This window comes from Marinococcus luteus (genome assembly GCF_034497705.1).
Lineage (GTDB): Bacteria > Bacillota > Bacilli > Bacillales > Marinococcaceae > Marinococcus > Marinococcus luteus_A.
Window position 1 is genome coordinate 46940 of record NZ_JAXRUV010000013.1, and the last position, 11647, is coordinate 58586.

10 protein-coding genes and 1 other annotated feature are annotated in these 11647 nt (G+C 47.1%); all 10 genes read right to left on the reverse strand.

Annotated elements, in window-relative coordinates:
* Positions 1-59 precede the first annotated feature (59 nt).
* Positions 60-275: a binding site (T-box leader), on the reverse strand.
* A gap of 9 nt (positions 276-284) precedes the next feature.
* The 10 genes from gltX to Q9M42_RS15115 all read right to left on the reverse strand — a co-directional run bounded on the left by gltX (position 285) and on the right by Q9M42_RS15115 (position 11487).
* Positions 285-1745, reverse strand: coding sequence for a glutamate--tRNA ligase (gltX, locus tag Q9M42_RS15070; protein WP_322527256.1), 1461 nt, complete (start codon positions 1743-1745; stop codon positions 285-287).
* 55 nt (positions 1746-1800) lie between these two features.
* A complete protein-coding gene (ispF, locus tag Q9M42_RS15075) occupies positions 1801-2280 on the reverse strand; it encodes a 2-C-methyl-D-erythritol 2,4-cyclodiphosphate synthase (RefSeq protein WP_322527257.1) in 480 nt (159 codons plus the stop codon).
* Entirely contained in the window at positions 2280-2975 is a 696-nt protein-coding gene (gene ispD / locus Q9M42_RS15080) for a 2-C-methyl-D-erythritol 4-phosphate cytidylyltransferase (protein WP_322527258.1), read from the reverse strand. The genes ispF and ispD overlap by 1 nt, the downstream gene beginning before the upstream one ends.
* Positions 2976-3215: 240 nt before the next feature.
* Positions 3216-4337, reverse strand: coding sequence for a PIN/TRAM domain-containing protein (locus Q9M42_RS15085; RefSeq protein WP_322527259.1), 1122 nt, complete (start codon positions 4335-4337; stop codon positions 3216-3218).
* Between the two features lie 183 nt (positions 4338-4520).
* Positions 4521-5909, reverse strand: a complete 1389-nt coding sequence (gene radA / locus Q9M42_RS15090; protein WP_322527260.1) for a DNA repair protein RadA — start codon at positions 5907-5909, stop codon at positions 4521-4523.
* Between the two features lie 132 nt (positions 5910-6041).
* On the reverse strand, positions 6042-8498 hold the full coding sequence (clpC, locus tag Q9M42_RS15095; protein WP_322527261.1) for an ATP-dependent protease ATP-binding subunit ClpC: 2457 nt from the start codon (positions 8496-8498) through the stop codon (positions 6042-6044).
* Positions 8499-8528: 30 nt separating this feature from the next.
* Positions 8529-9593, reverse strand: coding sequence for a protein arginine kinase (locus Q9M42_RS15100; RefSeq protein ID WP_322527262.1), 1065 nt, complete (start codon positions 9591-9593; stop codon positions 8529-8531).
* Complete coding sequence (locus Q9M42_RS15105) at positions 9593-10168, reverse strand: UvrB/UvrC motif-containing protein (protein WP_322527263.1); 576 nt, start codon at positions 10166-10168, stop codon at positions 9593-9595. Before Q9M42_RS15105 ends, Q9M42_RS15100 begins: the two co-directional genes overlap by 1 nt.
* A 14-nt stretch (positions 10169-10182) precedes the next feature.
* A complete protein-coding gene (locus tag Q9M42_RS15110) occupies positions 10183-10647 on the reverse strand; it encodes a CtsR family transcriptional regulator (RefSeq protein WP_322527264.1) in 465 nt (154 codons plus the stop codon).
* Positions 10648-10788: 141 nt separating this feature from the next.
* On the reverse strand, positions 10789-11487 hold the full coding sequence (locus Q9M42_RS15115) for an MgtC/SapB family protein (protein WP_322527265.1): 699 nt from the start codon (positions 11485-11487) through the stop codon (positions 10789-10791).
* Positions 11488-11647 lie beyond the last annotated feature (160 nt).

The window sequence follows — 11647 nt, forward strand, 5'->3', positions numbered from 1 at the left end:
ATGCTTTCATATTTATATGCTTAGTATATCAATAAAAAAAGCGTCTCTGTGCGAATTCGCACAGAGACGCTTTAAAGCGCGGTTCCACTCTGTTTAAGCACCGGGACAGGCACTTCTCTTTTTGCCGTAACGGGGCACTCCGCCGCTGCCTACTATATTCAGCAGAGGACTCCAGGACGCATTTCAAAAACCGGCTCAGTGCCCTCTCTCAGCCACCGGAGAGCATCTCTGTATAAAGCCTGTTGTTTTTTACTTCTTCCTATCATAGTTTTACCGATATTTATTTAGGAGGAGAGAACCTGCTGCAGTCTTGCCTGCACGACGTTTCTTCCGAGGAGCGAAATAGCCACTGGAAGTTCGGGTCCGTGCGTCTGCCCGGTCGTTGCCACCCGGACTGGCATAAACAACTGTTTTCCTTTATAGCCTGTCGCTTTCTGGGTAGCTTTTACCGCTTTTTTCACCGTTTCCGGTTCAAAATCAGGAGCTTCGTCAAGCTCTTTCGAGAAGTGCTGCAGTACGGTGCTTACATGTTCTTGCTCGAGTACTTCCCGGGCTTCCTGGGTATAGTCGATTTCTGTTTTGAAGAACAGATCTGTTAGATCGACAATTTCTGCTGCATAGTGCATTTGTTCCTGATAGATCCCGACAAGCTGCTTCAGCCACTCGTACTGGTCTTCCGAAAGTTCTGCCGGCAGCTTTCCTGCTTCCTGCAGATGCGGAAGTGCAAGCAGCGTGAGACGTTCTGTGTCCACTTCTTTTACGTACTGATTGTTCATCCAGGCAAGTTTGTCCGTATCAAAGACCGCCGGGGCCTTCGAAACCCGCTCAAGTGAAAACTGTTCTTTTAATTCTTCAATCGTAAAGAGCTCCTCTTCTCCTTTTGGAGACCACCCGAGCAGTGCCAGGAAGTTCACGATAGCTTCCGGCAGATATCCAAGATCACGGTACTGTTCTACAAATTGAATGACGGAGCCGTCGCGCTTGCTCATTTTTTGGCGGTTCGGATTCAAAATCAGTGAAGCATGGGCAAAACGCGGCTTTTCCCAGTCAAAGGCATCGTAGACCAAAGCCTGCCGCGGCGTGTTGGAAAGATGCTCTTCTGCACGGATGACGTGGGAAATTTCCATCAAATGATCATCAATCACTACCGCAAAGTTGTATGTTGGTATGCCGTCTTTACGGGCAATGACAAAATCACCGATATCATTGGATTCGAAAATAACATTTCCTCTTACAACATCATCAATGATGACGCTCTGTCCTTCCGGAACACGGAAACGAACGACCGGCTTAATTCCCTGGTCTTCATATGCTTTCCGCTGCTCTGGTGTAAGATCCCGATCGCGTCCGCTGTATTTCGGTGCTTCCCCGCGGGCCATCTGTTCTTCTCTTTCCTCGGCAAGCTCCTCTTCTGTCATATAATCATAGTAGGCCTTGCCTTCATCGAGAAGACGCTGGACATATTCTTTATACAGATCGATTCGCTCCATCGACTGATAAGGCGCATGGGGGCCGCCGACATCCACACTTTCATCCCATTCAATGCCGAGCCAGCGCAGGCTTTCCATTAAACGGGCCGTGGCGTCTTCCACATTACGCTCCTGGTCTGTATCTTCAATCCGCAGAATAAAATCTCCGCCCTGGTTTCTCGCGAATAAATAATTAAATAATGCCGAGCGCGCTCCGCCGATATGAAGATGGCCGGTTGGACTCGGAGCAAACCGTACACGTACTTTTTCACTCATTTCCTTCACCCTCCGTAGACTTTCTGTTTTTTATATTCTCTATTTTTACGTATATTTAATCGGCTGGCTGCAGAAGTACAACAGCATGAGCAGCAATACCTTCTTTTCGGCCGACGAATCCGAGCTTCTCTGTGGTCGTCGCTTTTACATTCACCTGGTCCTCCGCTTCTGCTTCAAGCAGTTCGCCGATCCGCTTTTTCATTTCCGGAATATGCTGAGCCATTTTTGGCTGCTGGGCCAGTATCGTCGCATCAACATTTCCAAGCTTCCATCCCTTTGCTTTCACAAGACTGCAGGCATGAGAAAGCAAATTCGCAGAATCAGCATCTTTAAATTCCGGATCCGTATCCGGGAAATGCCTTCCGATATCGCCGAGCCCGACTGCCCCCAGTATCGCATCTGTTACTGCGTGAAGTAAAACGTCTGCATCCGAATGTCCGAGCAGTCCTTTATCGTGAGGAATGTTTATCCCTCCCAGGATTAAAGGGCGTCCTTCCTGCAGCTGGTGTACATCATATCCATGTCCAATTCTCATTACTTTCTTCCCTCTCTTCGCTTCTGCAAAATCGCCCGGGCCACCACCATGTCTTCGGGAGTGGTCAATTTAATATTATCGTAGCTTCCTTCCACAATCTTTACCGGCCGGCCCATATATTCCACGAGGCTGGTGTCGTCTGTGCCGATAATCTGGTGGGCGGCTGCATAATCGTAGGCCTCTGTCACCACCGCTGCCTGAAACGCCTGCGGGGTCTGTACCGCCCATAAGCTGGAACGGTCGATTGTTTCAAGCACCGTCTCCCCATCTGTACGTTTGACGGTGTCTTTCATTTTTGTGCCAAGCACTGCTGCCCCTGTTCGCTCTGCCTGTTCCACGAGGCGGTGAATATCTTCCTGTTCCACGAACGGGCGGGCTCCGTCGTGCACCAGAACGACCCGGTGCTCGGGAAGAAGGCGTTTCAACCCTTCGTGCACACTGTTCTGTCGCTCATTTCCACCTACAACCACCTGCTTCACCTTCCGAATGCCCCACTCTTCGAAAAGCTCCTCCATGTCATAAATTTCTGAAGCGTTGGCAACAACAATAATTTCTTTACACCACGGATCCTGCTCGAAAACAGATGCAGTATGAATTATTAATGGCCGTTCTTCTAAAACAAGAAACTGTTTATTATGGCCTGCCAGCATTCGTTTCCCCTGGCCGGCTGCAGGAATGACTACCGCATAGTTCATAGTACCTCTCCAATTTCAAGACATTGTGTTCCCGGTGTATGTATTCGCGTTTTCTTTGCTCTTAAAGCAAAGTCCACCTGTTAATAATATGCTGATACCCGAAAAATGCTGTATTTATTCTATCGCACCGCTTATCAAACATTAATTCTACCAAAACTTCCCCTATAGGAAAAGCTGCCAGCTATTTATATTTGATGGAAATCCGCATAAAAAAACCCTGTGCAGGCACAGGGCATCTCATTATAAAGCTTTTTCGCGTTTTGATACCTTTGGTTTTGCAAATATCATCCGTCCCGCACTTGTCTGCAGAACACTCGTGACGACCACTTCTATTTCCTGGCCGATATAGCCTTTGCCGCTTTCGACTACAATCATCGTGCCATCGTCTAAGTATCCAATCCCCTGGCTTTGCTCTTTCCCGTCTTTGATCACCTGGACCATCATTTCCTCACCAGGAAGAACCACCGGTTTGACTGCATTAGCCAAATCATTGATGTTTAATACGCTGACGCCTTGAAGGTCGCACACTTTGTTTAAATTAAAATCGTTGGTGACGACAATACCATTTCGCACTTTCGCAAGCTTTACCAGCTTGCTGTCCACTTCATGGATGTCTTCAAAATCAGTGTCCGTAATCTCTACTTCGATAGGAAGTTCCTTTTGAATACGATTTAAAATATCGAGTCCGCGACGGCCCCGGTTACGCTTTAATACGTCTGAGGAATCTGCGATATGCTGAAGCTCTTCAAGTACGAACTCCGGGATCACCAGCTTCCCTTCAATAAATCCTGACTGGCAGATATCTGCAATGCGTCCGTCAATAATCACGCTTGTATCGAGCAGCTTCTCCCAAGCCTGGTTTTCTTCTGAAGCTGCTGCAGCCAGCGCTGCTTCTTCCTTTGCTGCAGCGTTTTTTGAGCTTGAAAAAAGGCCCAACAGTTCATCACGCTTTTTAAATCCAATCTGAAAGCCAAAATAGCCGCAGAAAAAGGATAAAAATAGGGGTAGAACGGAATCAATTACTGGAATACGGATAGAATTGAGTGGAAGAGAAATCAGAAAGGCAACCACCAGGCCGAAAATCAGTCCGAGCGTTCCAAACAGCACGTCTGTGACAGGAGCTTTCACGACCTTTTCTTCCAGGAAACGCATACCGTTGACGATTGGCGTCGCGATCCAAAGGCTCACGGCCCAAAACACAAACCCAACGATTACCGCTCCAACAATAGCACCGATATAGGCATTGTAGACCCAGTCAGGAAAAGTATAAAAAGGAAATAAAGAAATAAGTTCAGGAATATAAAGGAATCCTAACGTAATACCGGCAAGAACAAAAAATAATTGTACAATCTTTTCCAACACTTTCCAAGCACCTCCTTAAGTGTATTATAAACATTTTTCCTCTGGTACAAACCACTAACGTCATATTTATCATAACTTTGGACAATTTGATACAATATGTTCATAAGATTGTTGAATTTTCTTAATTATTAGGAAAAAGGATAGAGAAGGTCCCCCTATGCGATCAGGACCTTCATCTTTAATTTATCTAAGCGGCGCTGGTTCGAGTGCAGCATCGAGTGCTTCTTCAAGCGTTTTGACGCCTACCACCTGAATGCCTTCCGGAAATGTCCAGCCTCCGATATTCTTCGATGGAATAATCGCCCGCGAAAACCCAAGCTTCGCTGCTTCTTTCACGCGCTCCTCCACCCTGGAAATACGCCGGATTTCTCCGGTAAGGCCGACTTCTCCCATAACAATATCCCCCGGGTTTGTGGATTGATTTCGAAAGCTCGAGGCAACGCAGATAGCAATACCAAGGTCGACTGCCGGCTCGTCGAGTTTCACGCCTCCGGCGACATTAATATAGGCATCCTGGTTTTGAAGAAGCATGCCAAGACGCTTTTCAAGCACTGCCATCAGCAGCGCAATCCGGTTCTGGTCGATTCCTGTAGCCGTCCGGCGCGGGTAAGCATAGCTGGTAGGGGCGATCAGCGCCTGCAGTTCTACAAGCACCGGCCGGGTCCCCTCCAGAGAAGCTACAACAGCCGACCCCGAAGTACCCTCCGTTCGCTCTTCAAGAAAGATTTCTGAAGGATTTGTTACTTCCTTCAGTCCAGCCTCCTTCATTTCAAATATTCCAATTTCGTTCGTCGAACCAAATCTGTTTTTAACGGCCCTTAAAATCCGGTACGTATTATGCTGTTCGCCTTCAAAATAAAGCACGGAATCCACCATATGCTCGAGCATTTTCGGTCCGGCAATGGACCCCTGCTTGGTCATGTGTCCTACAACAAATACAGCAATGCCCTGATTTTTTGCAATATGCATAAACGTCGACGTCGATTCACGCACCTGCGCTACGCTTCCGGGCGCCGACTGGATTTCATCCGAATGGACGGTCTGAATCGAATCGATAATCACAAGATCCGGCTTCACTTCCTCCATCGCAGCTTCGATGCGCTCCATATTCGTTTCTGTAAAGACAAACAGCGTGTCTGCTTCCACCCCGAGCCGTTCCGCTCTCATTTTCGTCTGCTTGACCGACTCCTCTCCGGAAACATAAAGGACACGGTACTTCTGAGAAGCAAGCAGAGCAGAAACCTGCAGAAGCAGCGTTGACTTCCCGATTCCCGGGTCTCCCCCAACCAGTACGAGTGACCCGGGCACGATGCCCCCGCCTAATACTCTGTTTAGTTCGCCTACAGACGTTGAAATGCGGTTTTCCTTTTCCCCGGTTACCTGGGTAATCGGTGTCGGTTTGTCAGCTTCACTGAATACATTTGCCGCCGGGCGGCGGCCTGCTTTCGATGCCGGTGCTTCTTTTTCCTCTACCATCGTATTCCAGTTGCTGCAGGCAGGACAGCGCCCCATCCATTTTTGGGTTTCATACCCGCACTCCTGGCAGACAAATTTTGTTTTAGCTTTTGCCATACGATCCTCCTCTTTTACTACGGGCTGTATCCATTTTTTGTTTCGATTCCAGTCGATTTTATCGTTCATAAAAAGAAAAACAGCTGCCCCCTGACATTAATATGCCACAAGGCAGCTGTTTTGAGTATAGCTTTATTGCGCTTTTGCTGTGCCTGATTTCGTTTCAACAATAAATTCATCGTCTTTCACGTCAATTACAGCAGTGTTGCCTTCTTCAAGCGTGCCTTTAAGCAGTTCATCGGACAAACGGTCTTCCACGTGACGCTGCAGAGCACGTCTGAGCGGCCGGGCCCCGTATTCAGGATCAAAACCTTCATCAGCAATTTTATCAAGTGCTGCATCGGTAATTTCTATGCTGATACCGTGCTCTTCCACACGCTTTTTAAGCTGCTCTGTCATTAAGCGCACGATTTTTTTGATGTGCTCTTTTTCCAGGCTGTGGAAGACAATGATTTCATCCAGACGGTTGATAAATTCAGGACGGAACGTATTTTTCAGCTCGCCCATGATTTTATCCCGCATATCATCGAATTTCTGCTCGGTGGACTGGGCAGCAAAGCCGACACTTTTATTTTGGCGCAGAGTACTTGCCCCGACGTTCGATGTCAGAATCAGCGCTGTATTTCTAAAGTCGACCCGGCGTCCTTTAGAGTCGGTAAGAAACCCGTCTTCAAGTACTTGAAGCAGAATGTTAAATACTTCCGGGTGTGCTTTTTCGATTTCATCCAGCAAAATCACCGAGTACGGGTTACGGCGTACTTTTTCTGTCAGCTGTCCGCCTTCTTCATAGCCGACATAGCCTGGAGGAGAACCGACCAGGCGGCTCGTCGCGTGACGTTCCATATACTCGGACATATCGATTCGGATAATCGATTCTTCATCGCCAAACAATGTTTCTGCAACAGCGCGTGCCAGTTCCGTTTTACCTACACCGGTAGGCCCGAGGAAGATAAAGGAGCCGATCGGCCGTTTTGGATCTTTCAATCCGGCACGGGCACGGCGTACTGCTTTGGAAATAGCGTTGACCGCTTCGTCCTGGCCGACAACCCGGTTATGCAGGATGTCTTCCATGTGAAGCAGGCGGTCCGTTTCTTCTTCTGCAAGCTTGGATACTGGGACCCCTGTCCAGCTTGAAACCACCTGAGCAATGTCTTCTGTAGTAATCGCAGAGTTTTCCTGCCCCTGTTTTTCTTTCCACTCGTTTTTCATCTCTTCGACTTCCGCTCGAAGCCGCTGTTCGGAATCACGGAGTGAAGCCGCTTTTTCAAATTCCTGACTCTGCACGGCCGCATCCTTTTCCTTACGCGTTTCTTCGAGATTTTGCTCGAGTTCTTTCAGGTTCGGCGGCGCTGTGTAAGAACGCAGACGCACCCGTGAACCTGCTTCATCGATTAAGTCGATTGCTTTATCCGGAAGAAAGCGGTCCGAGATATAACGGTCGGATAATTTTACTGCCTGTTCAATCGCCTCGTCCCCGATAGTTACCCGGTGATGGGCTTCGTAACGGTCTCTCAGTCCGGCAAGAATTTGAATGGATTCTTCAAGTGTCGGTTCGTCCACCTGAATTGGCTGGAAACGCCGTTCAAGCGCGGCATCCTTTTCAATATACTTGCGGTATTCATCCAGGGTGGTGGCACCGATGCACTGAAGCTCTCCGCGTGCGAGTGACGGCTTCAGGATGTTCGAGGCATCGATTGCACCTTCTGCGCCACCGGCACCGATTAATGTATGCAGTTCATCAATGAACAGCAGCACATTTCCGGACTGACGGATCTCTTCCATTACTTTCTTCAAACGGTCTTCAAATTCACCGCGGTATTTTGTGCCGGCAACAACAGTACCCATATCAAGAGTCATAACCCGCTTATTGCGGAGCGTTTCCGGCACTTCATTGGAAACGATCGACAGAGCGAGGCCTTCAGCGATAGCTGTTTTACCTACGCCAGGCTCCCCGATAAGAACCGGGTTGTTTTTCGTCCGGCGGCTTAATACCTGAATAACACGTTCAATTTCCTGGCTTCTTCCGATCACCGGATCAAGGCCTTCTTCTTTGGCTACTGCCGTCAAATCCCTTGCTAAACTGTCAAGAGTCGGCGTGTTGGCGCTTCCGCCTGCTCCTGGAGCCTGCTGGCTTCCGGAGCTCGAAGCACCTTCATTGCTTCCGAGAAGCTGAAGCACCTGCTGGCGGGCTTTGTTCAGACTAACTCCAAGATTATTCAGCACCCGGGCTGCAACGCCTTCTCCTTCCCGAATTAATCCGAGCAGAATATGCTCTGTGCCGACATAGGAATGGCCGAGCTTTCGTGCCTCATCCATGGAAAGCTCAATAACCTTTTTCGCCCGAGGGGTATAATGAATTGTTTTCGACCCCTGCTGGCCTGTGCCGATAAGGGTTTCCACCTCCTGCTGAATCTGGTCTGTATCCAAATTCAGTGCCTGGAGAGCTTTTGCAGCAATGCCCTCACCTTCACGCACTAAACCGAGCAGAATATGCTCTGTTCCTATATTATTATGGCCAAGGCGGATAGCTTCTTCCTGAGCTAGCGCCAATACTTTTTGCGCTCGTTCTGTAAAACGGCCGAACATCATGTTGCACGCACCTCCTACGCATTAGTAAATCTATAGTTCAAGTTTTATTCTCTCACGGATCACATTTGCCCGTCTTATATCTGCTTCTTCCTGACTCAGTGATTTTCCTGCATACTGCTCAAGAAAACCAGGCTGAGTCAGTAACATAAGTTCATTCAAAATATTACCCGGAATCCCTTTAATTAAATCCAGATCGATACCAAGCCTTACATCTGATAAACGGTTGGCAGCTTCTTTCGTCGTCATCGTCCGGCTGTGTGCAAGGATGCCGTAGGATCTGAACACCCGGTCTTCAAGCTTTACCCTTGAAGAGCTGAGCAGAGACTCGCGTGCATGGCGTTCTCTTTGAATCACCTGCATTACTACACCTCGCAGATCTTCAATGATATCTTTTTCAGATTTTCCCAATGTCATCTGGTTGGAAATTTGGAAAAGATTGCCGAGTGCTTCACTGCCCTCTCCATAAATGCCTCTTACGACCAGGCCAAGCTGGTGAATAGCCGGGAGAATACGGCTGAGTTGATTGGTCCAGACTAAAGCAGGCAGGTGTACCATTACTGAAGCTCTCATACCTGTCCCTACATTCGTCGGGCAGCTTGTTAAGTAACCGAGCCGTTCGTCAAACGCATAGGTAAGATTGGCTTCTGCCCAATCGTCCAGACGGTCAGCTTCATTGTAACATTCTTCAAGCTGCATGCCGTTACTCAGACATTGAAGACGCAAATGATCTTCCTCATTAACCATAATACTGATTGATTCATCGTTATTCAAAAGAACAGCACTATGTTCCATATTTTTTATTAAATAAGGGCTGACAAGATGCTTTTCAACCAGTACCTGCCGTTCATTCGGACGAAGCTCATTCATATTCAACGCTTCAAGAGAGCCTACTTCTTCTGATTGATTCAAAAGAGTGGAGGAGGCGTAGCGCAGAAGTGTGGCACTTGCTTCTTCTGAAGCAAAAACAGGAAAGGGATACTGCTCTATATTACGGGCAAGCCGGATCCGGGTGCTGAGGGCAATATCGCCTTCCGGTCCCGGCCCTTCCTGCATCCACGGACTGATCGCTTCTGAAAAAAAATGTTCGGATGCCATCAGCTGTCTTCCTCCCTTCCCTGAAACTGCTTTTCAAGGATACGGATTTCGTCTCTTAATTCCGCAGCTTTTTCAAACTCTTCATTTTGAACGAGAATGTTAATCTGTTGTTTTTTCTCCTCTAGCTCTCTTTGGGCATGAAGCTTCTCGTGCCTGTGCTTTGGAACCTTGCCGGTATGGTTGGTATTGCCGCTGTGCACCCGGCGAAAAACAGGTGTCAGCTTCGACTCAAATGCATAATAGCAATGAGCACAGCCTAATCGGCCGGTTTTAGTGAACTGTTTATACGTCAGCCCGCAGTTGTCGCATGTCAGCGGTCTGTTTGTGTTTGTTTTTTTAGGCTGTTTTTTTTCAGCGTTTCCAGCTGTACTGGGCTGGTCCATGTTTAATAAGTCCGACAATAAATCCTGAATGGTATAGCCACCCGCAGCTGACATGAAAGAATGCTCCGTTTCAGAAGATTCCCCCTGTTCTTTTGCACACTCTTCGCATAAATGAAGCTCTGTTTTAGCTCCATTAACGATTTTCGTATAATGCAAAGAGGCCGGACGCTGACCGCAATTCTGACAGATCATGTATCTTCCCTCCCTTATTCATAGCGCAGACTTTCTATCATAGCTTGCATAATCCGCGCACGAACAATATCCCTTTCTTCTGGATACTTTAAGGCCAGTATAGACCTATCAACTGCCGCAAGCATCAAATTTGCTTCACGCTTATTCACCACGTTTTCCTCAAACAAACGCATAATAACGCTCTCTGCTGTTCTTTGATCAATACCGTGCCCTACAAGATCTGAAACCTGTCGAAGTAGTTCTGCGTGATCTGAAATTTTAGCCCTTGTAATTCTTATATACCCGCCACCACCGCGTTTACTCTCTACTACATAGCCTTTTTCAATAGTAAAACGCGTGCTTATGACATAGTTAATCTGGGAGGGGACACACTCAAAGCGCTTTGCAAGTTCACTTCTTTTAATTTCAATTAGATCCTGTTCACTCTGTGTTAAAATTTGTTTCAAATAATTTTCAATAACATCAGACATGCTTTTCATTCCCGCGACCTCCTCTCCGCCCCGGTTCGTCTTGCTATTATCAAAAAATTGATTTTGACTATCTTTGACTATAATATATAATATTATTCCACTGTTTTCAAGCTAGAGAAGAGCAAAATGAAAAATCCGCCCTGTAGTATGCTACTCATAGGACGGATTTAGCTCTATTTCTTTTATGCTTTCTACTTTATATAAAGACTCATACAGTTCTGTTTCAGCTATACCCTCCGGCAGTTGAATTTTAATATAATAATGAAGCAGAGGTGCTTCGTCTTCATCAAATTCCTTGCTTTTTATTTTTTGAACTTGAACTTCCATGCTTTCCAGTCGCTGAATCGTCTCACCGAGATCATTTGCTTCTTTGTTCATAGCTATAAACAATACGTCCGTATCAGAAACGTTTTTAAACCATTTGTCTACGTGGTTTAAAAAGATGAGACTTGTCAATACAAGAACTGTCGCGGCAATACCAGCAAAAAACATACCTGCTCCTATATTCAAGCCGATAGCAGCAACTATCCAGATCGAAGCAGCAGTAGTCAGCCCCCGAATAGAGGCACCCTGGACTATAATGGTACCAGCGCCGAGGAAGCCAATTCCACTTATTACATAAGAGGCCAGACGTGAAGGATCATAAGCAACCAAATTTTCGTTTTGGTTTAAATAATCCTGAAAGCCAAATAAAGCAAGCAGCATCACTAAACAGGAACCCGTCCCAACCAGCATGTGAGTCCGAAAACCAGCTGGATGGCCTTTCGATTCACGTTCAATTCCTATTACTCCAGCCAAAAAGGCAGCAAGAATCAAACGAATGAGTATAGTAATTGATTCATATTCCATCCACTGCTCCACCTGAGTCACATCCTTTCATTTATTATACCCTATCTTTTTTACTTTGTTTAAGGTTTCATGATATAAAAAAACCGTTTCCCCGAAATGGGAAACGGTTGATCTCGCCCGGCAGCGATCTACTTTCACGGGGGGAGAACCCCCGGCTATC

Bases quoted from the DNA above. Each gene is read 5' to 3' on its own strand.
- gltX (WP_322527256.1), bottom strand. From the start codon at position 1,745: ATGAGTGAAAAAGTACGTGTACGGTTTGCTCCGAGTCCAACCGGCCAT.
- ispF (WP_322527257.1), bottom strand. From the start codon at position 2,280: ATGAGAATTGGACATGGATATGATGTACACCAGCTGCAGGAAGGACGC.
- ispD (WP_322527258.1), bottom strand. From the start codon at position 2,975: ATGAACTATGCGGTAGTCATTCCTGCAGCCGGCCAGGGGAAACGAATG.
- radA (WP_322527260.1), bottom strand. From the start codon at position 5,909: ATGGCAAAAGCTAAAACAAAATTTGTCTGCCAGGAGTGCGGGTATGAA.
- clpC (WP_322527261.1), bottom strand. From the start codon at position 8,498: ATGATGTTCGGCCGTTTTACAGAACGAGCGCAAAAAGTATTGGCGCTA.
- Q9M42_RS15100 (WP_322527262.1), bottom strand. From the start codon at position 9,593: ATGGCATCCGAACATTTTTTTTCAGAAGCGATCAGTCCGTGGATGCAG.
- Q9M42_RS15105 (WP_322527263.1), bottom strand. From the start codon at position 10,168: ATGATCTGTCAGAATTGCGGTCAGCGTCCGGCCTCTTTGCATTATACG.
- Q9M42_RS15110 (WP_322527264.1), bottom strand. From the start codon at position 10,647: ATGAAAAGCATGTCTGATGTTATTGAAAATTATTTGAAACAAATTTTA.
- Q9M42_RS15115 (WP_322527265.1), bottom strand. From the start codon at position 11,487: ATGGAATATGAATCAATTACTATACTCATTCGTTTGATTCTTGCTGCC.